At 52.7% G+C, this 23,713-nt stretch carries 28 protein-coding genes; 12 read left to right on the top strand and 16 right to left on the bottom strand.

Going from position 1 to position 23,713, the window contains the following annotated elements:
- From AC1HCM_RS02635 to AC1HCM_RS02620, 4 genes are all read right to left on the bottom strand, one after another.
- Positions 1 to 487, bottom strand: a 487-nt coding sequence (locus AC1HCM_RS02635) for a class I tRNA ligase family protein (RefSeq protein WP_479460225.1), incomplete at its 3' end; no start/stop codon positions are given.
- 57 nt (positions 488 to 544) lie between these two features.
- A complete protein-coding gene (gene hemN / locus AC1HCM_RS02630; protein WP_479460224.1) occupies positions 545 to 1,915 on the bottom strand; it encodes an oxygen-independent coproporphyrinogen III oxidase in 1,371 nt (456 codons plus the stop codon).
- Positions 1,916 to 1,946: 31 nt separating this feature from the next.
- On the bottom strand, positions 1,947 to 2,600 hold the full coding sequence (locus tag AC1HCM_RS02625; protein ID WP_479460223.1) for a site-2 protease family protein: 654 nt from the start codon (positions 2,598 to 2,600) through the stop codon (positions 1,947 to 1,949).
- A gap of 53 nt (positions 2,601 to 2,653) precedes the next feature.
- Entirely contained in the window at positions 2,654 to 3,646 is a 993-nt protein-coding gene (locus AC1HCM_RS02620; protein ID WP_479460222.1) for an NAD(P)-dependent oxidoreductase, read from the bottom strand.
- Between the two features lie 40 nt (positions 3,647 to 3,686).
- On the opposite strand from AC1HCM_RS02620, the gene AC1HCM_RS02615 reads away from it, so the two are divergent.
- Genes AC1HCM_RS02615 through AC1HCM_RS02605 form a run of 3 tightly spaced genes read left to right on the top strand, consistent with a single transcriptional unit; the run spans position 3,687 to position 6,425 of the window.
- Positions 3,687 to 4,160, top strand: a complete 474-nt coding sequence (locus AC1HCM_RS02615) for a ribosome maturation factor RimP (RefSeq protein WP_479460221.1) — start codon at positions 3,687 to 3,689, stop codon at positions 4,158 to 4,160.
- The gene (nusA, locus tag AC1HCM_RS02610; RefSeq protein WP_479460220.1) at positions 4,154 to 5,155 is read left to right on the top strand and encodes a transcription termination factor NusA; all 1,002 of its coding nucleotides are present in this window, start codon (positions 4,154 to 4,156) and stop codon (positions 5,153 to 5,155) included. Before AC1HCM_RS02615 ends, nusA begins: the two co-directional genes overlap by 7 nt.
- The gene (locus tag AC1HCM_RS02605) at positions 5,112 to 6,425 is read left to right on the top strand and encodes a class I SAM-dependent RNA methyltransferase (RefSeq protein WP_479460219.1); all 1,314 of its coding nucleotides are present in this window, start codon (positions 5,112 to 5,114) and stop codon (positions 6,423 to 6,425) included. Before nusA ends, AC1HCM_RS02605 begins: the two co-directional genes overlap by 44 nt.
- Here the strand turns inward: AC1HCM_RS02605 and AC1HCM_RS02600 are convergent.
- Together AC1HCM_RS02600 and AC1HCM_RS02595 are read right to left on the bottom strand one after the other, a co-directional pair.
- Positions 6,416 to 6,841: a hypothetical protein gene (locus tag AC1HCM_RS02600; RefSeq protein WP_479460218.1), complete on the bottom strand. Its 426-nt coding sequence runs from the start codon at positions 6,839 to 6,841 to the stop codon at positions 6,416 to 6,418. The genes AC1HCM_RS02605 and AC1HCM_RS02600 overlap by 10 nt on opposite strands.
- An 18-nt stretch (positions 6,842 to 6,859) precedes the next feature.
- Complete coding sequence (locus AC1HCM_RS02595) at positions 6,860 to 7,381, bottom strand: hypothetical protein (protein ID WP_479460217.1); 522 nt, start codon at positions 7,379 to 7,381, stop codon at positions 6,860 to 6,862.
- 20 nt (positions 7,382 to 7,401) lie between these two features.
- Here AC1HCM_RS02595 and AC1HCM_RS02590 point away from each other — a divergent pair, with 20 nt between their 5' ends.
- A complete protein-coding gene (locus AC1HCM_RS02590) occupies positions 7,402 to 8,481 on the top strand; it encodes a 3-deoxy-D-manno-octulosonic acid transferase (RefSeq protein WP_479460216.1) in 1,080 nt (359 codons plus the stop codon).
- On the opposite strand, the gene AC1HCM_RS02585 is transcribed toward AC1HCM_RS02590, so the two are convergent.
- Complete coding sequence (locus AC1HCM_RS02585; protein WP_479460215.1) at positions 8,464 to 8,883, bottom strand: arsenate reductase ArsC; 420 nt, start codon at positions 8,881 to 8,883, stop codon at positions 8,464 to 8,466. The two genes, AC1HCM_RS02590 and AC1HCM_RS02585, sit on opposite strands and share 18 nt — an antisense overlap.
- Here AC1HCM_RS02585 and lpxB point away from each other — a divergent pair.
- Both lpxB and AC1HCM_RS02575 read left to right on the top strand, forming a co-directional pair.
- Positions 8,882 to 10,009 (top strand): lipid-A-disaccharide synthase, encoded by a 1,128-nt coding sequence (lpxB, locus tag AC1HCM_RS02580; RefSeq protein ID WP_479460214.1) that lies wholly within the window; start codon positions 8,882 to 8,884, stop codon positions 10,007 to 10,009. The two genes, AC1HCM_RS02585 and lpxB, sit on opposite strands and share 2 nt — an antisense overlap.
- A gap of 32 nt (positions 10,010 to 10,041) precedes the next feature.
- Positions 10,042 to 10,674, top strand: a complete 633-nt coding sequence (locus AC1HCM_RS02575; RefSeq protein ID WP_479460213.1) for a hypothetical protein — start codon at positions 10,042 to 10,044, stop codon at positions 10,672 to 10,674.
- On the opposite strand, the gene AC1HCM_RS02570 is transcribed toward AC1HCM_RS02575, so the two are convergent.
- Both AC1HCM_RS02570 and AC1HCM_RS02565 read right to left on the bottom strand, forming a co-directional pair.
- Positions 10,621 to 11,568, bottom strand: coding sequence for a glycosyltransferase family 9 protein (locus AC1HCM_RS02570; protein WP_479460212.1), 948 nt, complete (start codon positions 11,566 to 11,568; stop codon positions 10,621 to 10,623). The genes AC1HCM_RS02575 and AC1HCM_RS02570 overlap by 54 nt on opposite strands.
- Positions 11,565 to 12,011 carry a DUF4878 domain-containing protein gene (locus AC1HCM_RS02565; RefSeq protein ID WP_479460211.1) on the bottom strand — a complete coding sequence of 149 codons (447 nt, stop codon included), beginning with the start codon at positions 12,009 to 12,011 and terminating at the stop codon, positions 11,565 to 11,567. The genes AC1HCM_RS02570 and AC1HCM_RS02565 overlap by 4 nt, the downstream gene beginning before the upstream one ends.
- A 16-nt stretch (positions 12,012 to 12,027) precedes the next feature.
- On the opposite strand from AC1HCM_RS02565, the gene AC1HCM_RS02560 reads away from it, so the two are divergent.
- From AC1HCM_RS02560 to lon, 4 genes are read left to right on the top strand one after another with little or no spacing between them, the layout of a single operon-like run.
- The gene (locus AC1HCM_RS02560) at positions 12,028 to 13,179 is read left to right on the top strand and encodes a Re/Si-specific NAD(P)(+) transhydrogenase subunit alpha (protein WP_479460210.1); all 1,152 of its coding nucleotides are present in this window, start codon (positions 12,028 to 12,030) and stop codon (positions 13,177 to 13,179) included.
- Positions 13,179 to 13,460, top strand: a complete 282-nt coding sequence (locus tag AC1HCM_RS02555) for an NAD(P) transhydrogenase subunit alpha part 2 (protein WP_479460209.1) — start codon at positions 13,179 to 13,181, stop codon at positions 13,458 to 13,460. Before AC1HCM_RS02560 ends, AC1HCM_RS02555 begins: the two co-directional genes overlap by 1 nt.
- Positions 13,461 to 13,462: 2 nt before the next feature.
- Positions 13,463 to 14,836, top strand: coding sequence for an NAD(P)(+) transhydrogenase (Re/Si-specific) subunit beta (locus AC1HCM_RS02550; protein ID WP_479460208.1), 1,374 nt, complete (start codon positions 13,463 to 13,465; stop codon positions 14,834 to 14,836).
- A gap of 51 nt (positions 14,837 to 14,887) precedes the next feature.
- Positions 14,888 to 17,251, top strand: coding sequence for an endopeptidase La (gene lon / locus AC1HCM_RS02545; RefSeq protein ID WP_479460207.1), 2,364 nt, complete (start codon positions 14,888 to 14,890; stop codon positions 17,249 to 17,251).
- On the opposite strand, the gene AC1HCM_RS02540 is transcribed toward lon, so the two are convergent.
- Both AC1HCM_RS02540 and leuB read right to left on the bottom strand, forming a co-directional pair.
- Positions 17,238 to 18,734 carry a hypothetical protein gene (locus AC1HCM_RS02540; protein ID WP_479460206.1) on the bottom strand — a complete coding sequence of 499 codons (1,497 nt, stop codon included), beginning with the start codon at positions 18,732 to 18,734 and terminating at the stop codon, positions 17,238 to 17,240. The genes lon and AC1HCM_RS02540 overlap by 14 nt on opposite strands.
- Entirely contained in the window at positions 18,731 to 19,816 is a 1,086-nt protein-coding gene (leuB, locus tag AC1HCM_RS02535) for a 3-isopropylmalate dehydrogenase (RefSeq protein ID WP_479460205.1), read from the bottom strand. The genes AC1HCM_RS02540 and leuB overlap by 4 nt, the downstream gene beginning before the upstream one ends.
- Before the next feature lie 130 nt (positions 19,817 to 19,946).
- On the opposite strand from leuB, the gene AC1HCM_RS02530 reads away from it, so the two are divergent.
- Positions 19,947 to 20,102 (top strand): hypothetical protein, encoded by a 156-nt coding sequence (locus AC1HCM_RS02530; RefSeq protein ID WP_479460204.1) that lies wholly within the window; start codon positions 19,947 to 19,949, stop codon positions 20,100 to 20,102.
- Here AC1HCM_RS02530 and truA read toward each other — a convergent pair.
- Entirely contained in the window at positions 20,093 to 20,812 is a 720-nt protein-coding gene (gene truA, locus AC1HCM_RS02525; RefSeq protein ID WP_479460203.1) for a tRNA pseudouridine(38-40) synthase TruA, read from the bottom strand. The two genes, AC1HCM_RS02530 and truA, sit on opposite strands and share 10 nt — an antisense overlap.
- 19 nt (positions 20,813 to 20,831) lie before the next feature.
- On the opposite strand from truA, the gene AC1HCM_RS02520 reads away from it, so the two are divergent.
- Complete coding sequence (locus AC1HCM_RS02520; protein WP_479460202.1) at positions 20,832 to 21,797, top strand: ATP-dependent 6-phosphofructokinase; 966 nt, start codon at positions 20,832 to 20,834, stop codon at positions 21,795 to 21,797.
- Here AC1HCM_RS02520 and yajC read toward each other — a convergent pair whose 3' ends face one another.
- From yajC to AC1HCM_RS02500, 4 genes are all read right to left on the bottom strand, one after another.
- Positions 21,798 to 22,130, bottom strand: coding sequence for a preprotein translocase subunit YajC (gene yajC, locus AC1HCM_RS02515; protein ID WP_479460201.1), 333 nt, complete (start codon positions 22,128 to 22,130; stop codon positions 21,798 to 21,800).
- Between the two features lies 1 nt (position 22,131).
- Complete coding sequence (locus AC1HCM_RS02510) at positions 22,132 to 23,169, bottom strand: geranylgeranyl reductase family protein (protein ID WP_479460200.1); 1,038 nt, start codon at positions 23,167 to 23,169, stop codon at positions 22,132 to 22,134.
- Positions 23,166 to 23,450, bottom strand: coding sequence for an HU family DNA-binding protein (locus AC1HCM_RS02505; RefSeq protein ID WP_479460199.1), 285 nt, complete (start codon positions 23,448 to 23,450; stop codon positions 23,166 to 23,168). Before AC1HCM_RS02505 ends, AC1HCM_RS02510 begins: the two co-directional genes overlap by 4 nt.
- Positions 23,447 to 23,713: LptA/OstA family protein (locus AC1HCM_RS02500; protein WP_479460198.1), on the bottom strand; the 267-nt coding region annotated here is incomplete at its 5' end. The genes AC1HCM_RS02505 and AC1HCM_RS02500, both read right to left, overlap by 4 nt.

Here is a 23,713-nt window from a genome sequence, read left to right as displayed (position 1 = left end):
TCAGTAGCTTCATCACCTTAGCTATAGCTGTGTTGAGCTGGTATCTCTTCTCCATGTCGGTGAGGTAGCCCTCAAGGGTCTCATGGATGATCCTCCTGAGCTCCTTCGCTTTCCCACTGACCTTTCTAAGCTCCTCTGCTGTATAGTCTATATCCCTGAGCCAATCTTCCCTCTCCGTTATGAAGTTCCAGAGCCTCCTGAGAAAGCGGTAAGCTCCCTGAATGCCCTCATCGGTCCACTCAAAGTCCTGCTCGGGCGGGGCTGCGAAGAGTATGTAGAGCCTTATGGTGTCAGCGCCGTACCTCTCAACCGCCTCCTCGGGGTCAACCACGTTCGCCTTTGACTTGGACATCTTGGCGCTTTCGCCTATCTCCGACTCAAGCCTTTTAAGAAGCTCCTCATCTCTGATGCCCAGCTTCTCCAGGAGGAAAAGAGCGTTGTCGCCCACCGAAAGCTGGTTTTCTCTGAGGAACTCTCCTATCTTCATGCTTAACAATTTTACAGAAAAACCCCCGGAGAGCCCCGCCCCTTTGATGTAGGACGACTATATAGTTTTCGAGAACCTGAGCTCCTTCTTGGTCTTCAGATGAGCATCAAAGACCATAGCCACGTTTCTTATGAGCAGCCTGCCGGGAGGAAGGATATCGATCCTCCTGTCCTTGACCCTTATGAGTCCGTCCTCCTCGAGCTCCCGGAGGTTTTCAAGCTCTTCGGAGAAGTAATCCTCAAACCTTATGCCGAAGAGCCTATCTATCTTCTCAAAGCTGACACCGAGGTTGCACATTATGTCCATGATCACCTCTCGCCTTATGAAGTCGTCCTCTGTCAGGACGTAACCCCTGTATACGGGAAGCCTCCCCTCATCAACCGCAAGGTTGTATTCCCTCAGGGTCTTGTAGTTCTGGAAGTAGGAGTCCTGAAGCATTCCTATGGATGTAGCTCCAAAGCCTATGAGTTCAACGCCCTTCCTCGTCGTGTAGCCCTGGAAGTTCCTCCACAGCTTTCCCTCCTTCTGGGCGAGGGCAAGCTCATCCTCGGGCTTTGCGAAGTGGTCCATACCTATGTAAACGTATCCCGCATCCTGGAACTTCTCTATGACCATCTCAAGGATCGAGAGCTTCTCTTCCGCCTGGGGGAGAGTATCTGGGTCTATGTGCTTTTGGATCGGTTTGACCCACGGGACGTAGGCAAAGCTGTAAACCGCAATCCTGTCGGGGTTAAGCTCTATCACCTTCTCAACCGTCTTGGAGAAGCTTTCTCTCGTCTGATAGGGGAGCCCGTATATGAGGTCAAGGTTTATGCTCTGGAAGCCCAGAGACCTGAGCTTTTCCATCACCCCCTTCATGAGTTCGTAGGGCTGTACCCTGTTTATAGCTCTCTGGACCCTCTCATCAAGGTCCTGAAGACCCATGCTTATCCTGTTAAAGCCTACATCTCTTATAACCCTAAGCTGCTCGTCTGTTGCGTACCTTGGGTCTATCTCAATGCTGATCTCCGCATCCTCGGAGAACCTGAACCTCTTCCTTATCTCAGCCATGAACTCCTCTATCTCATGGGGCTCAAGGTAGTTGGGGGTTCCACCTCCCCAGTGGAGCTGCTCAACCTCCCTGTCGGAGGCAAGCAGGGAGGAGACCATATCCATCTCCCGGTAGACCCTCTCAAGGTAAGGTCTCTCTATGCCCTTCCTGTGGGAGATGATTATGTTGCATCCGCAGTAGTAGCAGCCGCTCTCGCAGAAGGGTATGTGGAAGTAGAGAGAGGGGGGAGTCTTCCTCCTGTTGCTCTCTATGAGATGCTTCCTGTACTCCTCCTCGCCCACGGACTCGGTGAACTCCGTTGCTGGGGGATAGCTGGTGTACCTCGGACCTGGTCTATCGTACTTCTTTATAAGCTCTCTGTCAAAAACCGTTCTCATGACCCTATTAAATATAAGCTTTTTTCCCAGCTCACACTCCTCCAAGAATGAGCCGGTAGAGGAAGACAAGGGGCGGGTAGATTATCCTTCCCAAAACGCCCGTAAAGAGGAGCACGGTTATGACGAAGAAGCCGTATATCTCGTACTTGTAGAATAGCTCCCAGTACTTGAAGGACAGAAAGCTCATCAGAGCCTTGCTCCCGTCAAGGGGAGGTATGGGTATTATGTTGAAGAGGGCAAGGATGAGATTTATAAGAACTGACTTCGTGCAGAATATCAGGAGCGGGTATATGAGGGCGTTTGCTAGAAAGGAATCAACGCTGTCGGACAGGGAGTAGAGGAGCCTGTAGGCTAACCCGAAGGAGAGGGCGAGGGTTAGGTTCATAGCCACCCCAGCTATTGAGGTGAGAAAGGTTCCCATCCTCAGGTCCCTGAAGTTCAGGGGATTTATAGGAACTGGCTTTGCCCAGCCGAATATTATGGGAGAGCCCAAGATTATGAACATGGCGGGGAGGATAAGCGTGCCAAAGGGGTCAACGTGGGGAATGGGATTGAGGGTCAGCCTGCCTGCCATCTTTGCCGTCGGGTCTCCCATCCTGTAAGCCACCCATCCGTGGGCGACCTCGTGGAGGATTACGGCTATCATCAGGGCTGGAATTGTAAGGATAGCTTCGCTCAAGTTCATGTTAGGAGAATTATAAATTAAGACTCACCCAGAGGTTATAACCCGGATTTGGTTCAGACCACGCTGTACTCTTTGAGATATTCCAGATTCCCCTCAATGAAAGCCCTTATGACCTCAACGCTCTGCTCCCTTATGTTCTTTACAGCCTTCTGGGTAAGGTAGGCTATGTGGGGGTTCACTATCACGTTATCGTACCTTGAGAGCTCTACTATCTTGAGGACCTCCGGTGAGGACACTCCCTTCCTGTACTTCTTGAGTATGAGGATGTCCTCGCCCTCAAACACATCAAGCCCAAGACCTCCGAACTTCCCCTTCATGTAATGCTCGTAAAGGGCGTTCGTGTCCACCACTCCTCCTCGGGCTGTGTTTATGAGGATAACGCCATCCTTCATTAGCTCAATCCTTGAGCTGTCTATGAGGTGGTGGGTCTCGGGCGTATAGGGAATGTGAAGGGATACAACGTCGCTCTTCCTCAGGAGATCCTCCAGGTCTGTGTAAATGACCCCCTCTCTGCTCAGCTCCTCTTTAGGGTAAAGGTCGTAGGCTAACACCCTCATCCCGAAGGCTATTCCGTACTTTGCAACGTAGGAGCCTATCCTTCCGGTTCCCACAACCCCAAGGGTCAGGTCCTCAAGGTTCAAGCCTACTATGTCGTAGGACTGTGAGTAATCAAGCCTATCAACCTTTTCCCTTATCCTGTCAAGCTTTCTCAGCAGGGAGAGCATCAAGGCAAAGGTGTGCTGAGCTATGGCGGAAGGAGAGTAGGCTGGGACGTGGGTTACCCTTATCCCCCTCTCTCTGCAGTACTCAAGGTCTATGTGGTCGTAACCCGTGGACCTCGTATGGATGAGCCTCAGCCTTGGAAGCTTCTCAAGGAGCTCCCTGTTGAGCCTGTCAAAGACAAAAACGCAGAGCACTTCCGCCTCAGCGAGCTCTCCCGTAGGTATGTCCTCAACAGTATCCTCAAAGACCTTTATAGGAAGGTCCTTCAGACTCTTCTCGTAAAATTTCCTGCTCTGGGGATCTACACTCGTGAATATAACCATGCCATCAATTCTACACTGTTGGGGAAGTAAAATAATACCTATGAATATTAACAGCAAAGAGATTTCCCAGAAGGTTAAGGAGCTCGTTGAGCCCGTTGTCCGTTCAATGGGCTACAGGCTCTTTGACGTAGAGTTCAAGCCCGAGAGGGGGTGGGTGTTGAGGGTGATAATTGACAAGCCCGGAGGAGTTACCATAAAGGACTGCGAGGAGGTGAGTAGGAGGATAAGCGCCCTGTTGGACGTTGAGGACCTGATCCCCTTCTCCTATATGCTTGAGATATCTTCCCCCGGCTTGACGAGGGAGCTTGAGAAGCCAGAGCACTACGAGTTCTTTAAGGGTAGGCTCATCAAGGTGGTTCTGAGGGAGCCGGTCGGCGGAAGGAGGGAGGCTACCGGATATCTGGAGGATGTCAAGGAAGGTATAATAACCCTGAAGGAGAGGGAGAAGGGAGAGCTGCTTCACATACCCTTCTCTGCTATAGCAAAAGGCAGATTGGAGCCAGAGAGATGGTAAAGAACATAAGAAGGCTTATAGAACAGGTGGCTAAGGAGAAGGACCTGCCCGAAAGGGTTGTTGAGTACGCCCTGAAGAATGCCATAGTTATAGCTATAAAGAAGGCTAAGAAGATAAGGGAGAACCTTGATGTTGAGTTCACCGATGAGGGTATAAAGGTGTACATAGTCCGGGGAAAGGGAAAGAAGAAGGAGCGCTTCCCCCTTGATATAAGCACAGAGGACATAAACAGGATAGCGGCTTACGCTGCGAAGGAGGAGTTCCTGAGCGAGCTTGAGAGGGCGGAGAGGGAGAGGGGGTTCTTGGAGTACAAGGAGCTTGAGGGAGAGATAGTCACCGGTATAGTTCGCAAGATATATGAGAACGGTGATGTACTAGTTGATTTGGGTAAGGTGGAGGCTGTACTTCCAAGGAGGGAGCAGATACCTGGCGAGAAGTACAACGTAGGGGACAGGGTAAAGGCGCTCCTGCTTGAGGTAAAGAAGCTCCACGGGGAGCCAAGGCTCATACTCTCAAGAACCCATCCCCTCTTCCTCAAGAGGCTCCTTGAGACCGAGATACCGGAGGTTGCGGAGAAGGAGATAGAGATAAAGGCGGTTGCCCGCATACCCGGTGAGAGGGCAAAGGTGGCAGTTCATGCGAAGGATATGAAGATGGATCCCGTTGGGATAGTGGTAGGTTTGAGAGGGTCAAGGATACAGCCCATATCTGAGGAGCTGGGCGGTGAAAAGATAGACGTCGTCAGATGGACTGAGGACGAGGAGGAGTTCATAAGGAGGGCTCTGTCGCCTGCCCAGCCAACGGCGGTAAGGCTGATACCCGAAGAGGAGAGAGCGGAGGTTGCGGTTCCTCAAGAACAGCTTTCCCTCGCGATAGGCAGAAGGGGAACCAACGTTAAGCTTGCCCACAGGTTGACGGGGTGGCATATTGATGTAATGTCGGAGGAGGACTTTGAGAAGCTCACAGAGCTTAGAGAGTCAGGACAGGCTGAGTGAGGGTGAGAGTCTCCGTCTAACCATAGAAAAGCTCGTTTACGGCGGATACGGGCTTGCCCACCACAGGGACAAGGTGGTAATGGTACGCTTTGCGGCACCGCAGGAGCTCGTTGATGCCCAGATACTTGAGGATAGGAAGGACTATGCTGAGGCTCTCGTAAAGAGGGTGGTGATCCCCTCCAGGTTCAGAAGGGAAGCCCCCTGCCCTTACTACGGTGTGTGTGGAGGCTGTCAACTCCAGCACATGGACTACGATGCGCAGGTCAACTCAAAGGAGTCCATACTCCTTGAGACCCTGGAGAGAATAGGTAAGGTAAAGGAACCCAGGCTCTTGGACTCCCTGAGATCTGGTGAAGAGCTCGGTTACAGGGTGAGGGTTCAGTTCAAGGTCAAGAACGGTAAGCTCGGCTTCTTCAGGTGGGATGAGAAGGAGGTCGTTGATATAGACAGCTGCCCCGTTGCCCACCCGAGGATAAACGAGCTCGTTGGTCCCCTCAAGGAGTGTGCCCGCAACATAAAGGAGCTTCAGGAGGTTCACGTAACTTACTCCCCCTACGAGGACAAGTTCCTCGTGAAGTTCATCACACCAATTGAGATAGACAGGGACTTTCTCAACAGCCTGAGGGAGGAGTTCCTTCCCGAAGAGGTCGTTGGTGTGGGAGACTACTCCCGCCTGAGGGGCTTCATGAACAGGAGGTTTTGGATAGGTACCGAGTATCTATACATGAAGGTTGGGAGGTGGACCTACAGGGTTAGCGCCGATTCCTTCTTCCAGGTGAACTGGACCCTCTGGGAGGACTTTATTGATGCTGTCGCAGGCGATGTTAGCTTCAGAAAGGCTCTTGACCTTCACTGCGGTGTGGGCTTCTTCACCATACCCCTCTCCGAGAGGGGGAACTTCATAGAAGGGTCGGACAGCAACGGCTCCGCCATAAACGACGCCCAGTACAACGCAAAGCTCAACAGCAGGGACAACGTTGTATTCGTTAAGTCCGACGCCTTCAGGCACCTCAAGAGCAGGGGTGGTGAGGTCCTTGACCTCGTTGTCCTTGACCCACCGCGAAGCGGTCTTGAGAAGAACGAGATAGAGCTCCTTATAAAGAACAAGCCCGAGAGGATAGTCTATATATCCTGCAACCCCTCAACCTTGGCGAGAGACCTCAGACAGCTGCTTCAGGGAGGGTACACCCTTGAGGGAATCCGGCTCGTTGATATGTTCCCCCAGACCTACCACATAGAGAGCATAAGCTACCTCAAGGTTCAGGAGTAAGAGAAGACGAACTTCCCTTTCTCTATCTCCTTTGGAGAGAGGACGACCTTATCTTCGGACATGAACTGCACGAATCCCTCTATCAGACCCATGAGGAAGTATATGACGGGCGATCTCTGTATGTCCTCAGCCCTTATGGCATCGCTGAATATGTCCTCCTGAACTACTATGTTGGAGTCGTCCTTCTCAACCTTCTTGGCAAATCCGAGCTCCTCAAGCATCATGCAGGTTCTTCTGACCGCCTCATCCTTGCTAAGGACCTCTGGAAGGTGTCCTATGAGGCTCTCCAGCAGTTTTGGTCCGCTGTGTCTTCCCGCATCCCTGAGGACGGCGTTAGCCCCCTTGTCTCCTATGAGGTTTCTGACCCCTTCAATCAGCTCAACCATGGCTATGAGCAGTATGTCTGGGTCAACCATAGCACACCCCCTTAAAAGCTACCTCAAATCAAGAATCGGAAAAACAGCCTTCTCTTTGAGCTGGACAAAGTCTGTAACTATGCTGTAGGTATCCCTCAAGGTGTAGAAGGCGTCAAGGATGCTCCTCTCAAAGTTCCTCTCAAGGCTCCTTACCATATAGTCAAGGTCCCTCATCTTTATGAGCGCCACACCCGACCACCTCTCCTTAACCATACCCACGGTAACGTTGACCCTGTTGAAGAAGGTAAACAAACCCTCCTTTGTAAGGACGCTCCCCCCGTCCACGAGGAGGACATCGTTGCCTCTGAGCTTCCTGAGCCCCTTGTAGGCAGCGAAGACGGAGCTGTCCCTGACGTTGTTAATGAGGCAGACCTCGGGAAATTTATCAAACATATCCTTGAAGTGGGAGCTAACGGAAGCGTAGATGCTGTCAATCCCGATTATCCTCGTCAGAAGGGATATGTTCTTTCCAAGCTCCGTGTAGAGTTTCTCCTTTCCCTCTTCAAGAAGCCCCGAGTAGAGTAGCAGGAGAGCTTTCATACTATAATTCTAAGACATATATGGGCTTGCGTCTCAGGGAGAGGATCCTTCCAAGGAAAATTCAGCTGAGCTCTGGTTCCCAGCCCCTTTGGGTTCACTGTGCGAGCGTTGGAGAGTTCAACACCTTCAAGCCCATCCTGAGAGAGCTGCGCAGAAGGTACCCTGTGGTTCTCACCTACTTCTCCCCCAGGGCTGAGGAGTTCCTGAGTTCATGCTCCGACCTCTACGATGCCCTTTACCCCTTACCCCTTGACCTCCCTCCCCTGATAAGAAGGTTTGAGTCTATGGTAAGACCGAGGGCGATAGTCATAGTTGAGAGGGAGCTCTGGCCCTCCCTACTGCTGTCCACACGCTCCAAGAAGATCTTGGTCAACGCCTACGCCAAGGGGGGTTTTCTGGAAAGGCTCTTAGTGAGGAGCTACTCCCTTATCCTTGCAAGGAGTGAAGAGGATAGGGAGCTCTTTGAGGAAGAGGGAGCTAAGAGGATCGTGGTCTGCGGGAACCTAAAGCTCGTTCAGGAGGTGAGCCCTGAGAAGATAGAGCTTGGGATAGGTGAGGGGTATAGGCTCCTTGTGGCTGGTAGCACGAGGGAAGGAGAGGAGGAGCTCCTCTTAAGGCTCTTTGCGGAGCTAAGGTCTTCCTTTCCCCTCAAGCTGGTTCTTGCCCCAAGGCACGTTGGAAGAGCTGAGGAAGTTCAGAGGCTTGCCCAGAACATGGGCTTTAAAACCAGCAGGTGGAGCTTGCCCGAATCTGGTTGGGAGGTCCTTGTGGTTGACACACTTGGAAAGCTCAGGTCCTTTTACGAACTTGCGGATGTCGCCTTCGTGGGTGGGACCTTCTCTCCCGTTGGTGGTCACAACCTCCTTGAGCCCGCAGCCCTCGGAAAACCCGTTGTCTTCGGTCCAAGAACCCACAAGGTAAGGGACATGGAGGAGCTACTCCTGAGAGAGGGTTACGGATTCAGGGCTGAGAGCTATGAGGAGCTCAAGAGAATAGTGGCTACTCTCCTAAGAGAGAACTTCAAGCCAGCGAAGGACCTCAGGTTATACTCCGTAGAGGTCAAGAGGTGCTATCTTGAAAACTTACTGGCTGAGCTTTAAAAGCTCCTTTATGTGTCTCTCAATGATCTGGAGGGTCTTTCTGAAGGACTCCTCCCTCTCGGTGGGCTCGTCTATGAGCCAGTTCTCCCTCCGCTTGTGAGCCAAGGTGAACTCACACTTTTCCCTCGCTTCGTTGCACATAGTTATGAGCACATCTATCTTCCTGTAGGGAATCTTCTCAAGGGGTTTGGGATGGAGCCCTTCCGTAGGGTAGACCTTTTCCTCAAGGACCTTCAGGGTTAAGGGATGAGCCTCCTTCTGGGGCTCGGTGCCTGCGGAGAAGACCTCAGCCTTTATACCCATATTGGAGAGGAGCCGTCGCGCCACAGCCTCAGCCATCAGACTCCTGACCGCATTACCTCTGCTCACAAAGGCTATCTTCATGGTCTTTAATAATATCATGCCCCGTAAGCTCTTCCTCTCGGTCGGAGACCTGTCCGCTGCCAACTACCTCTGGGAGATACTGAGAGAGGGCTTTGGGGGGTATGAGCTTGTGGGGATAACGGATGAAAGGCTTGAGAGCCTCGGTGTTAGGAGCGTTGCAAGGATTTCTCAGATATCGGTGGTGGGTCTTGCGGAGGTCCTGCCAAGGCTCCTTGAGATAAGGAGGGTCTTCTCCCGTGCCCTTGAGGAGCTGAAGGGGTGTGATGTCCTGATAGCCTGCGATGCTCCGGGCTTCAACCTAAGACTCATAAGGGAGGCAAGAAAGCTCGGTGTGAAGAAGGTAATATACTTTATCTCTCCCCAGGTCTGGGCTTGGAAACCAAAGAGGGCTGAGACCATAGCTGAGTACTCCGACCACCTTATAGTCATACTTCCCTTTGAGGTTGAGTTCTACAGAAGGTTTGAGGGAAAGGGTTTTAGGGTTCACTACGTGGGGCATCCCCTCGTTGATATGGTCTCCCCTGGAGTTGGAGAGGAGGAGTTTCGCTCCCTACTTGGTCTTCCCTCAGGGAGGATAATCAACCTTATGCCGGGTAGCAGGTGGGTAGAGCTCAAGAGGCACACACCTCTTCTCATAAGGGTCCTGAGCCTGCTCCTTGAGAAGCATGAAGACCTCTCCTTTGTCCTGCCCACCTTTGAGGAGTTCAGGGACTTCCTTTCAGAGAGCTTTGGCGACCTTCCCGTAAAGGTTCTGACCGATAAGGATGTGAAGAGACCCGCCTACAGCTCAATGTTTCACTCGGAGCTCTCCCTGATAGCCTCGGGCACCTCCTCCCTTGAGGCAGCCATTGCGGGAAATCCTCACATCGTCTTTTACAGGGTGAACCCCCTCACCTACATCCTGGCTAAGCTCCTCGTCAAGGTCTCCTACGTCAGCCTTCCAAATCTCATACTCAATAGGGAGGTCGTCCCGGAGATGATAAACACCTCCCCCGAGAGGATAGCCTCACAGGTCAAAGAGATCCTAAAAAGCGATAGAAAGAGAGAGATGATGAGAGAGGAGCTTGCAGGAGTCAGGGAGCTCTTGGGCGGGAGCGGTTCCCTCCAGAGGCTAAGGGAGCTCTTACTTGAGCTCATAGCTTGACTTGACCACAACCCTTTCCCATACTTTTTAACATGTTCAAGGAAACGACCATCCTTATAGTGCTCAGCAGGGTTGTTGAGTTCCTCGGGATAATAACCACCATATTCCTCATGTTCAAGGGCTACAAGCTGAGATACGTCCTCCTCGTTGGCGGTGTTGTCGTCCTGAGCCTCGTGGTGAGCGTCCTCGGTCTCTTTGCGAGGGAATACTTAGAGTATATCGCCCTTACAGACCTCTTGCTTACAGCTACCATCCTCGGAGGCGTCGCCTTCTATGTCAGCAGACATCCGGAGAGGACAAAGGACTTCACCCCTCCAGAGGACTGCAGGTGCCCTGTGTGCAACGTCCTTATACTCAACGAGGATGAGCTCTGCACCATGAGAATAGGAAACTACACCTACTACTTTGATACCTGCGACCACATGATAAAGCTCCTTAAAGAGGCTGATTTCTTCCTTGAGAAGAAGGACCTCCCCGCTGGGGAGGTTAAGGACATATACGTAAAGGCAAGGGATACGGGAAGGTGGAGGAAGATAGAGAACGTCAAGGTGGTTGAGGAGGAAGGAACTTACAGGGCTTACGAGAAGGCGGACGGCAAGGAGGTCCTTAACTTAGAGGAGCTCCTGGATAGCTTCAAGGACAAGCTCAGGAGGAGGAAGGGTTAGGCACTCATAGGTACCTGTCCTGCATCTCTTAGGGTTCGGGGAGCAGGGGGAACAGCCCGCAGGGTTATCTATATAGGAACCTACAAGAGGATAGAAGCCGTATTTGGAGGAGGTCGCCGTGTATATGGTCAGGGCTGGAACCCCTAGGGCGTTCGCTATGTGAACAGGTGAGGAGTCGTTGGACACGACGAGCTTAGCTCCACCCACAACAGCCATGAGCTCCCTTAGGTTCGTCTTACCAACTAGGTCCTTGAAAGAAGCCCTCTTCTTCAGCTCCTCAGCCTTATCCCTGTCGGAAGAAAGCCCCGTGACCACGACCTCAACCTTAAGTCCGGCTATGAGCTTTCCCCAGCTCTCTATGCTCCACTCCTTGAGGGGAAAGTTTGAGAAGGGGTTCACCACGACATAGCCCCTCTCCTCCAGACCGAACCTCTTCAGAGTTTCTCCCTTTTCCTCCTCACCAAGGGGAAGGAAGGTTTCCCTCACAAAGTCCTTCACACCGAGGGGTTTCAAGAGCTCAAGGTTCCTGTCAACCTCATGGAACTCCCAGCGGTGGGGAACTATGTGGGTGAATGCCCACCTGAGCTCAGACCTGTCAAAGCCTACCCTGACCGGTATCCCTGAAAGGAGCATTATTAGGGCTGTCCTCAAGGACCTGTGGGGTACGAGGGCTACATCAAACCCCCTCAGCCTTTTTAAGATTGCAAAGCTCTCAAGGAAGCCCTTCCCGAAGGGTAAGAGCCCTACATCCCATCCCCTGAAAAGCTCCCTTATGAAAGGTCTGCCAGCGAAGAAGACCTCAGAGTCAGGGAAGTTCTTCCTTACACTCCTTATCAGAGGAGTTGTCAGTATTACGTCTCCAAGGTATGCTGTCTGCCAGATTAAGAACCTCAATCCTCACCCGCAGGCTTTGGTGGAGCGTAGGGGGTTATGTCGGCGATAAGCCACTTGTCCCCTTCCTTTATCAGGACGAAGCTGAAAAGCTTCTCAACGTCGCTCTTGTCGGTTATACTCACCTTCAGGAGCGCTGTTCTGTCCCCTATGAGTTTCCCCTCCCTTACCTCAAACTCATCTATGTTAGCCCCCATTGTGCTCAGCATACAGGCGAGAACCTCAGAGGGCTTCATCTCGGTGAACTGGACGGGGAGCTTAAGGTCCTTTACAAGCCCGTCCCTGAAGGAAGGATGGAGGTATCTGATAGCCTCCTTCCCTTCCTTTTCCTTTATCTCCTCAAGGAACTCCTCCGCTACATCCTTTGCCTTGTTGTAGGGTTCACCGCAGGACTTGAGAACAAGGAGGAGTGCTACTCCAAGTGAGGCAAGGACTAACTTCCTCATGCTAAAATTATACACCATGCTTATCGGCGTTCTCAAGGAAAGATACCCCAACGAGAAGAGAGTTTCCCTTGTCCCCTCAGAGGTCGGAAAGCTCCTCAAGAAGGGTGCGGGCGTCCTCGTTGAGAGGGGCTCCGGAGAGGCTGCTGGCTTCAGGGATGAGGAGTACGCTCAGGCTGGTGCGGAGCTCGTTGAAAGGACTGAGGTCTTTGACAGGGCTGATATCCTCCTCAGGGTAAGGGACCTGATGGCTGACAGGGATAACTTCCTTGAGGAGGCGGACAGCTACAGGGGAAAGGTCCTCATAGGCTTCCTTGAACCCTTCAGCGTTGGCGAGATATACGAAAGGGTCAGGGAGCTGAAGCTGACAGCCTTTGCGATAGAGCTCATCCCGAGGATAACGAGGGCACAGAGCATGGATGCCCTCTCATCAATGGCGACAGTTGCCGGATACAAGGCATCTCTCATAGCTGCCAACATGCTTCCCAAGATGTTCCCCATGCTTATGACTGCGGCTGGAACGGTTCTTCCCGCCAAGGTCTTCGTGGTCGGGGCGGGCGTTGCCGGTCTTCAGGCTATAGCTACCGCCAAGAGGCTCGGAGCTGTGGTTCAGGCGTACGATATAAGACCTGCGGCTAAGGAGCAGGTCCTCTCACTCGGTGCCAAGTTCGTTGAGCTTGGACTTGAGAGCGAACAGGCTGAGGACAGGGGAGGCTACGCCAAGGCTATGGACGAGGAGTTCTACAGAAGACAGAGGGAGATGATGAAGGAGGTCGTGGGAGAGAGCGATGTGGTGATAACGACCGCCATGGTGCCGGGAAAGAAGGCTCCCGTCCTGATAACCGAAGACATGGTCAGGGGGATGAGACCAGGCTCCGTTATAGTTGACCTTGCAGCTGAGAGGGGAGGAAACTGCGAGCTGACCGTTCCCGGTGAGGTTGTCCAGAGGTACGGTGTGAGGATAGTGGGTGCTGTGAACCTTCCCTCCGAGGTGCCCCACGATGCCAGCCAGATGTACGCGAGAAACGTTGTGAACTTCCTCAGCCTCATCCTCAAGGACGGAGAGCTGAATATTGACACTGAGGACGAGATAGTCAGAGAGACCCTCCTCTTCAAGGAGGGTGAGCTTGTGAATGAGAGGATAAAGGAATTTATGAGCGGAGGAAGCTGATGGAAGACTTCGTTATGTACTTCACCATCTTTGTGCTTTCCATGTTTGTGGGCTTTGAGGTTATAACAAAGGTCCCTCCCACCCTTCACACTCCCCTCATGTCCGGCTCAAACGCCATATCGGGGATAACGATAGTGGGAGCTTTGATATCTGCGGGTTCCGGGCACTCGTTTCTCACGACAGCCCTCGGATTTGTAGCCCTGGTCTTTGCCACCATAAACGTCGTGGGCGGGTTCCTCGTAACCCACAGGATGCTTGAGATGTTCAGGAGGAAGGACTGATAATGGAGAAGGTTGTAGTTAACTTAGCCTACCTTTTAGCAGCGTCCCTGTTTATCTTCGGGCTTAAAGGTCTCTCCCACCCGAGAACCGCTGTTCGGGGGAACATGCTCGGCGCCCTCGGAATGCTTATAGCGGTCGTTGTAACCCTCCTTGACAAGAGGATAGTGGACTTCTCGGTGATAATAGTTGGTCTCATCCTGGGAGCTGCCATAGGCACCCTCTTAGCCCTCAAGGTTGAGATGACCGCCATGCCTCAGCTCGTCGCCATATTCAACGGTCTTGGGGGCGGTGCCTCTACCCTCGTAGCCGGTTCAGCCCTTTACGAGAGCCCGAGCCTTGATAGGCTATTTCTGTCTGCCTCCGTGGCATCGGGAATAGTTGGTGCGGTCACCTTCTTCGGTAGCATGGTTGCCTTTGGAAAGCTCCAAGGATTGATAAACGAGAGACCCCTCAGGTACCCGGGTGAGCAGGTGGTAAAGGCTCTCTTCGGTCTCGGTGCTCTGGGTCTGGGCGCCTACTTGGTAACCAGCCCTGAGAAGCTGAGCTTATACTGGCTTGTAGTTGCCCTCTCTTCGGTCTTGGGCGTTCTGCTTACCATAGCAATAGGCGGGGCGGACATGCCGGTTGTGATAGCCCTCCTTAACTCATACTCGGGTCTTGCCGCAGCAGCAACGGGATTCGTGCTTCAGAACAACGCCCTGATAATCTCAGGCTCTCTCGTCGGTGCCTCAGGGATAATCTTGACAAACCTTATGTGTAAGGCTATGAACAGGTCACTCCTCAACGTTCTCTTTGGAGGCTTTGGTGAGGTAGCCCAGACTTCTGAAGAGGACATATACGCCGGAAAGGTCAAGGCTACGAGCCCGGAGGAGGTTGCCCTCCTGCTTGAGGGGACGAGGAGGGTGGTGATAGTTCCCGGTTACGGGATGGCGGTTGCTCAGGCTCAGTATGCGGTCAGGGACCTTTACAACCTCTTAGAGTCAAAGGGGGTTGAGGTTGAGTTTGCCATACACCCAGTTGCTGGGAGGATGCCCGGACACATGAACGTCCTCCTCGCGGAGGTTGACATACCCTACGAGAAGATGAAGGAGCTTGAGGAGGTAAATCCGACCTTTGAGCAGACCGATGTGGTCATAGTTATAGGTGCGAACGATGTGGTGAACCCCCTCGCCCAGACCGACCCCAAGAGTCCTATAGCGGGCATGCCCGTCCTTGAGGTCTGGAAAGCGAAGACAGTGGTTGTTATAAAGAGGAGCCTTAGCCCCGGATTTGCGGGGATTCCCAACCCTCTCTTCGCCATGGACAACACCCTTATGCTCTTTGCGGATGCGAAGAAGGCTGTTCAGGAGATAGTGAACGCCCTGAAGGAGGGGTGAAGATACTATATACTTAAAAACCAAAGGAGGTCAGGGTTGACGCCAGAGATGATGCGCGTTCCGGAAGTTCCAGATACACCGAGGGAGTATCCCCTCATGCCTCTGAGGGATATAGTCCTCTTCCCCACGATGGTCCTTCCCCTCTTCGTGGGAAGGCTCTTTTCAATAAAGGCGGTTGAGGAGGCGAGCAAGAGGGATAAGCTCATATTCCTGACCCTACAAAAGGAAAAGGATATAGAGGAGCCTAAGGAAGAGGACATCCACAGGGTAGGCATAATAGCCCACATAATAAGGGTCGTCCCCATAGAGGAGAACAGGATAAAGGTCCTAGTTCAGGGTATAAGGAGGGGAGTCCTCAAGGAGTTCCTGATCAAGGAAGACCACTACGAGGCTGTTGTTGAGCCCGTTGAGGAGAGAGATATAGAGGAAAAGGACCTCACCATTGAGGACAGGGCACTGATCAAGTCCGTCAAGGAGCTCCTTGATAAGGCTATCTCCCTCGGAAAGCAGGTGGTCCCCGACGTGGTGATGATAATAAGGGAGATTGAGGAGCCGGGCAAGCTCGCCGACCTGATAGCCTCAATCCTTGAGATGAAGTCCTCCGAAGCTCAGGAGATACTTGAGACCTTTGACCCGAGGGAGAGGCTCAGGAAGGTCCACCAGTTCCTTCTGAACGAGGTTGGACTCTTGGAGGTAAAGCAGCAGATAAGCACTCAGGCGAGGGAGCAGATAGAGAAGGAGCAGAGGGAGTACTTCCTCCGCCAGCAACTCAGGGCTATACAGGAGGAGCTCGGTGAGGCTGACGAGAGGAGGGCTGAGATAGAGGAGTACAGGAAGAGGCTTGAGGAGCTTCAGCTTGAGGAGTCCATAAAGAAGGAGATTGAGAAGCAGATAAAGAGGCTTGAGAGGCTCCACCCCGACTCCGCCGAGGCTGGTGTCATCAGAACCTGGCTTGACTGGGTCCTTGAGCTTCCCTGGAACAAAGAGACCCAGGACAACTACGACCTTGATAGGGCTAAGGAAATACTTGATAGGGACCACTACGACCTTGAGAAGGTCAAGGACAGGATAATAGAGTACCTTGCGGTCAGGAAGCTTACCGAAGGTGGTGAGTCAACCGCCCAGATACTTGCCTTTGTGGGTCCCCCGGGGGTTGGAAAGACATCTCTCGGAAAGTCTATAGCCCAAGCCCTCGGAAGGAAGTTCGTCAGAATAGCCCTCGGAGGCATAAGGGACGAGGCTGAGATAAGGGGGCACAGGAGGACTTACGTCGGCGCCATGCCGGGGAGGATAATACAGGCTATAAAGCAGGCTGGGACGAAGAACCCACTGATAATGCTGGATGAGATAGACAAGCTCTCCCTCTCTTTCCAGGGAGACCCGGCTGCGGCTCTCTTGGAGGTCCTTGACCCCGAGCAGAACAAGAACTTCACAGACCTGTACATAGGGCTGCCCTTTGACCTCTCCAAGGTGATATTTATCTGCACTGGAAACCGCATGGATACGATCCCAACACCCCTGCTGGACAGGATGGAGCTCATACAGCTATCCGGGTACTCGGAGGAGGAGAAGCTCTTCATAGCCCAGAGGCATCTCATACCAAAGCTCATACCCCTTCACGGACTAAAGCCCGAGGAGGTGATCTTTGAGGACGAGGCTATCCTTGAGATAATACGTGGATATACCCGCGAAGCGGGTGTTAGAAGCTTACAGAGACAGATATCCTCCGTTCTCAGAAAGATAGCCGTCAGGAAGCTTAAGGGTGAAGAGGGACCTTTCACGATAAAGAAGGAGGACATAAGGAAGCTCCTCGGAGTTCCGAGATACAAGCCTGAGAGGGAGAAGGAGCCCCTCGTAGGCATAGCAACAGGGCTCGCCTGGACGGAGGTAGGTGGGGAGATAATGTTCATAGAAGCTACCAAGATGAAGGGCAAGGGTGGACTGCTTCTCACTGGCTCTCTCGGTGACATAATGAAGGAGTCAGCTCAGGCAGCCCTCTCCTACATCAGGTCCAACGCTGAAAGCTACGGTATTGACCCGGACATATTCCCCAACATAGACATACACATCCACGTCCCCGAGGGTGCGGTTCCAAAGGATGGACCTTCCGCGGGGGTTGCCATAGCGACGGCTTTGATGTCCCTTCTCACCGACATACCCGTCAGGATGGACATAGCCATGACGGGAGAGATAACCCTGAGGGGAAGGGTTCTTCCAGTTGGAGGCTTGAAGGAGAAGATCCTCGCCGCAAAGAGGGCAGGCATATACGAGGTGGTTCTTCCCGAAAAGAACAGGGATGAGGTCTTGGAAGACCTGCCTGAGTACGTAAGGGAGCAGATGAAGCTCCACTTCGTCAATCATCTGGATGAGGCTTTCAGGCTGACGCTCACGAGGTACCCTGTCAGTAAGGGTTGATCTCAACCTCAAAGAGGTCTCCCCTGTTCTGGAGGGGAAGGGTCCCGGTCCTTCCGGTTATTACAAACATCCTCCCGCCCTTAGTTCTGACTACGGACTGGATGGCTTCCTCAAACTTCTTTCCCGTGACTTTCCTAAGCTCTGCCTTTCCCCTCTCATCAATGTGGACAACGAAGAGGGCACCCTCGGAAAACTTCGTAACGTCAAGGAACTTGTAAACCGGACTCCTCACGTTGCGCACCGCCCCGAGGTAGTCCCTCTTACCTATCCTCAGGACAGGGTGCCTTACGTTGAAGGTGTACTTATCGTTGTCCTCGTAGGTTCCCGGAAGCTCCGCGGTTGTGTAAGAGCCATCAAAGTTCTCCTCCGAAAGGAGCATCTCTCCCCCCTTGAAGAGCCTCAGATACCCATCCCTGTCGGTGAACAGGAGGAGGTCTCCCATCATGACTGCCGAGTCAAGCCTGAAGCCCGAAGGAAGGTCCATATCTCCCTTCTCAACCACACCTCCAGCTGAGAGCTCAAGCCTCTTCACCTCTCCCCATAGGTCTCTCGCATCAAACTTCTGACCGACGAAGGTCTCCTTCGCTCTGCTCTTATCAAGAACCGCAAGGAAGTAGGGTACTCCTTCCACGGATATAACGGGCGTCCCCCCTACGAGCTTGACTATGTAAGAGGTAGCCTCACCACCGGAGATAATGTTCAGGAGGATTATGTCGCTCTCTCCCTCAAGGGGAGCGCACTGGACCGATACAGGGTATCCCGAGGGCAGGTTCATGGTCGCATACTCAACTATGTCCTTGTCAAGGACCTCGTATATAACGAGCTTGTTGGAGAATAGGACCGTTAAGTAGTCCCTTCCAAAGAAGTTGCAGGCGTCCGCTGAAAGGGGCAGACTTGGGAAAGTTATGACGAAACGAGCGCTGAGCTTAAAGTCTTCGGGAGCCTTCTGGGCTCTGACCTTCCTAACTACCGCAGGTTTGGGCTTCTCAAAGAAGGCGAGAGCCTTTCCCCTGTAAGCGACACCGAAGCCTTCCCTTAGCTCCCTCACAACGTAATCGCAATCCTCCCCTCTCTTCAGCTCTCCTATAAGGGAGCTCACCTTGAAGTAGCCCTCTTCGCTACCGACGTAGCAGACCGATGAGGGGCTGAGCTTGACCCTGTCTCCCTTCTCTATACCCTTGTCCTCAAGTATCCTTGCGAAGGAGAACTTCTCTCTTACCTCCTCCACCTCCACCCTTCCAACCTCCTCGTCAATCTTTCCTATGACCTCACCCGTTACGGGATGGACCACCTCCTTCCCTTCCTTCACGACAGAGAAGACCTCTCCGGTGTATGCCCTCCCCTTTCCAAGGTCTATTATCACCCTGTCTCCAAGCTTCTCAACGACGTATCCGCTTCTGTCAAAGAAATCCTTTAAAGCCTCAAGCCCCGCTCCAAAGGAAAAGAGGGAGAGCAGAAGGAGAAGTATGAAAACCCTTTTCATCCCGCCAGAGCCTCCATGTTCTTTATTATCCTTTCGGTCATCTCCTCGGTTCCTACCTTCTTACAACCTTCGGAGTATATGTCCGGTGTCCTGTAGCCTTCCCTCAGGGTCTTATCAACAGCCTTCTCTACAAGCTCAGCTGCATCGTCCATTCCAAAGGAGTACTTGAGCATCATGGCAGCCGACAGTATCGTTGCTATCGGGTTGGCTATCCCCTTACCCGCTATGTCGGGCGCAGAGCCGTGAACCGGCTCGTACAGGGCGTACCTATCACCTATACTTGCCGAGGGAAGCATTCCGAGGCTTCCCACCACCACTCCCGCCTCATCGGAGAGAATGTCGCCGAATATGTTGCCCGTTACTATGACGTCAAAGGTGCTGGGGCGCCTGACTATCTGCATGGCACAGTTGTCAACGTAGAGATGTTCAAGCTCAATTTCTGGAAAGTCCCTGCTCACCTCTTCAACGACATCCCTCCAGAGACCGCTGACCTCAAGGACGTTTGACTTGTCAACGCTGGTCAACTTCTTCCTCCTCTTTCCTGCTATCTCAAAGGCTTTCCTCACGACCCTCCTTATCTCATCCTCGGTGTACCTCATGGTGTTTATGCCAACCCTCTTACCTCTCTCCTCAAATATGCCCCTCGGCTCACCGTAGTAAACGTCTCCAGTCAGCTCCCTGACTACGAGCATGTCCGTTCCCCTGACTACCTCCGGCTTGAGAGGTGATGCATCTATCAGCGGTTCCCAGACCTTTGCCGGTCTCAGATTGGCGTAAAGGTCAAGCTCTTTCCTTATCTTAAGGAGTCCCTTCTCGGGTCTCTTATCTGTAGGGAGGTTGTCCCACTTGGGACCTCCGACCGCTCCGAGGAGCACAGCGTCAGACTCCTTACATATCTTCAGGGTCTCGTCGGGGAGGGGGGTTCCCTTCTCATCTATAGCGGAACCACCTATGAGACCCTCCATCAGCTCAAAGCTAACGCCAAAGAGGGAGCTAACCTTCTCAAGTACCTTGAGGGTGGCATCAACTATCTCGGGACCTATACCATCTCCCTTGAGAACGGCGATTTTGAAGCTTTTCATGATTAGGATATTATACGGGAAAAGGCACTTAAGCTATAAAGTTAATACCTTTAGGGACTAAATTCCATAATCTCCAAACCCTTGAAGCTATGGTGTCGCGGGTGGAGATTAAAGGCAGGAGGTGAGAGATATGTGCTTTTCAATGGAAGAGTATGAGAGGCTTAAGGCTATAGTTGAGGAGAGGAAGAAGCTAAGGGAAAAGCTCAAAAACGTAAAGCCCTCTGACTTTGAGAACAAGGAGGAGAAGAAAGAGGAGCCCGCTCAGGTGGGCGAGCCTCAGAGGTGAACCTTTTCAAGGGTAAGTCCTTGGGGCGGAGCGGTGTGAGGGCAGTGCCCTCCTCTCAGATACTCGTTTAGCGCTTCCCTGCTGAGCTTCCCCTCCGCCCTTTTTACAGCAGCTCCCACGAGCCTTCTGACCATGTAACGCAGGAAGTGGGACGCTGTGAAGCTGAGCTCTATGAGGGAACCTTCAACCCTAACGCCAGTTTTCAGATGGATCTCCGTATTCTTCTCCCCCTCCAGCTTTGCAAAGCCGGAAAAATCGTGTTTCCCCGAGAAGACGTCCATAGCTTCCCTTACAGCCTCCAGGTTCAAGGGTTTGGGTATGTGCCAGGAGAAAGGGTAGAGGAAGGGGTCTCTCGCCTCCGAGTTCCATATCCTGTAGATGTAAGTCTTTCCTCTAACCGAGTACCTTGCGTTGAAGTCCTCGGGAGCCTTCCTTACCTCGTAAACGCCTATATCCTTTGGAAGCATTGAGTTCAAAGCCCTCAAGAGCCTCCTCTCATCCATATCCTTTGAGGACAGGAAGTTTGCTATGTAGTCCTTAGCGTGGACACCTGCATCGGTTCTGCAACAGCCCACGAGCTTTACCTCTTCTTCAAATAGCCTCTTCAGGGCAAAGGCTAACGTTCCCTGAACTGTAGGCACATCGGGCTGGATCTGCCATCCCGAGAACCTTGTTCCCACGAAGGCGAGCCTCAGCATAAAGTTCGGCATGGTTTAAAATTCTAAGATTATGAGGATAGCTCTGCTCTGTTCGGGAGGGGATGCCCCCGGTATGAACCCTGTCATCAGGTCTGTGGTGAGGACAGCGGAGTCTCTGGGACATGAGGTCGTGGGTGTGAAGAGGGGTTACAGAGGTCTTATAGAGGGGGATTTGAGGGAGCTCAGAAGCAGGGATGTGGGGGGAATCCTTGACAGGGGAGGAACCATACTCCTTAGCAGCAGGGAGGAGAGGTTCAAGGAGCTTGAGCACAGGGAGAGAGCCTATATGAACCTTAAGAGTAACGGAATTGAGGGCGTCATAGTCCTCGGCGGAGAGGGAACCTTCAAGGGAGCGGAGCTGATAGCTGAGGAGAGCGGAATTCCCGTCATTGGGGTGCCCTGCACTATAGACAACGATATAGGTGCCACCGAGTACTGCATAGGCTACGACACAGCTCTCAGAAACGCCGTAAATGCTATAGACAAGATAAGGGACACGGCGAGCTCCCATGAGAGGGTATTCATAGTTGAGGTGATGGGCAGAAACAGAGGCTTCATAGCGGTTGAGGCTGGTCTCGCTACGGGAGCTGAGCTTATCCTCGTTCCCGAGGAGAGCTTCCCTAAGGAGAGGATCCCTGAGGAGATAAAGAGGGCTAAGGAGCTGGGGAAGCTTCACTACATAATCGTCATGGCTGAGGGGTACGGCAGGGCTGAGTCCCTTAGGGAGTATCTCCTTTCAGAAATAGGGGAGAGGTACGGAGAGATAAGGGCTACCGTCTTGGGTCACCTGCAGAGGGGAGGTTCACCAACCCATACCGACAGGATAATGGGGATGAAGTTCGGTGAGGTTGCCACCGAAGCTCTCCTTTCGGGTGAGAGGTCCGGTTTTGTTGCCTATAGGGAGGGGAAGTTTTACATAGAGGACTTTGAAAAGGCGGGAGAGTACAAGGATATTGACCGGGAAGCTCTCAGATTGAGCAGAAGGCTCAGCTCCTGATCAATCCTTTTCCTCTTTCCTCTCGTAGTTGGGCTGGAAGCCTATTATAGCCTCCTTTGAGAAGGTTATCTTCGTGTTGGCATCAACCTTAAGGGTTACAGTTCTGTCGCCTATCTCAACGACGGTTCCCCATATACCGGAGGATGTAACAACCTTGTCCCCCTTCTTAAGGCTCTCAATCAGCCTTCTGTGCCTCTCCCTCTCCTTCTTCTGGGGTCTTATTATCAGGAAGTAGAAGATGGCAAATATACCAACGAGGAAGAGGACCTGGAAGAGAATGGCTCCTGTTGGGCTGTGGGGCGCCTGTCCTTGGGCAAAGGCTGTGTCTATCATATCATTCCTCCTTCCAGTACTCCTCAAAGGCTATCCACGTCTTGGGAACTATTGACTTAAGGTTGTCCCAGCTCTTCATGTATTTTACCCGTTTTTGAGCGGCTCTGTTCAAGGAGCTTCCCAAGAGCTCCATAGCCTCCTCCTCAAACTCCTCAGGGGACTCCTCAAGGATGGATCGGGCAGCCATTGAGCCTGTGAGAACGGCGTTGGCAATACCTCCCCCGGTTATCGGATGGCAAAAGCCTCCCGCATCTCCAACCAGAAGTACATCACCGCGGAGCGGTCCTTTCACACCCTCAGCCGGTATCCAGCCTCCTGTCCTTGAGAGTATCTTCTCGCCGACTATACCCTCCGAGAGGACCTCCCTGAAGAACCTCCTCAGGCTTTCCATGACGTTTATCGGGTAGCTCGGGTCTATGCCGACCCCCACGTTCGCCACGCTCCCCTTTGGGAATATCCAGCCGTAGCCTCCGGGTATGTAGTCTCTGAAGTAGATGAGGAGGTCTCCGACTGGAACCCTCAGGGGTACTGTGAACTGGGCTGTGGTCAGAAAGCTCTCCGTGTGGGGTCCGGTCAGCTTCGCCACCTTTGACCTCGGACCGTCCGCTCCTATCACCCACCGGACTTGAACGGGGTACCTCTCCCTGCTGTCTATGTGCTCAAGCCAAGCCTTCCCGTCCTCAAAACCGAGGAAGCGGGTCCTCAGCCTGAGCTGAGCACCTTCGGAGAGGGCAAGCTCTGTTATGCGCTTGTCAAATCTATTCCTGTGGAGGACGTATCCTTCAGAGTACATGCTGACTATCTCACCCCAGGGGGTGAAGTGAACCATCTCTCCGACTTCTTGGGCTACAACCTCTTTGGGGAAGAACTCCGGAAAGCTGTGTTTGAGCTGTATGGGAACGAACTCCGCACACTGGACGGGCACACCGGGTGCTCTCTTTATATCAACGAGGAGAACCTTTGCGCCTTCCTTAGCTAAGGTGTATGCGGCTGTCGCGCCGGCAGGTCCAGAGCCAACTACAAGTACGTCCCACTTCATTCACTCTTAGGGTTCAGCTGGTTCTTTATCAGCTTCCCCATCTTAAAGGTAGGAACGGAGCGGTCCCGGACGAATATCTCAACCCCCGTCCGGGGGTCCTTCATGAACCTTGAGGGCTTCCTCTTCACCTTGAAGGTCCCGAGTCCCCTTATCTCAACCTTCTCCCCCCTTGTGAGAGCTTCAGCCATAGCCTGGAAGACATGGTCAACTATGAGCCTCGCCTTCCTCTGAGAGATCCCCTTCCTCTTGGCTATCTCCCTGGTTATATCTGATTTTTTCATTCGCTCTCCTCCTCAATATAGATGGTCCTAACTTTGCTCTTTTCACCCTTTGCCTGTAGGGTCTGGTTCTTCTTATCATACACTATCTCCTCAGCCTCAAGGACGTTTTTCTCCTCCTCAACCCGGGCTCTCCCCCTGAGCACTATTATGTCCGTTCTGAAGTCGTACTCTGCGTAGTCTGAAAAAGCCTTCCTTCCGGGCTCCGAGTACCTGACCTTGCCCTTAGCCACCATCTTAACCGGCTTTCCCTTATCATCAAGGAA

The organism is Hydrogenivirga sp. (assembly GCF_056450045.1).
This window is presented reverse-complemented; position numbering and strand designations above follow the sequence as displayed.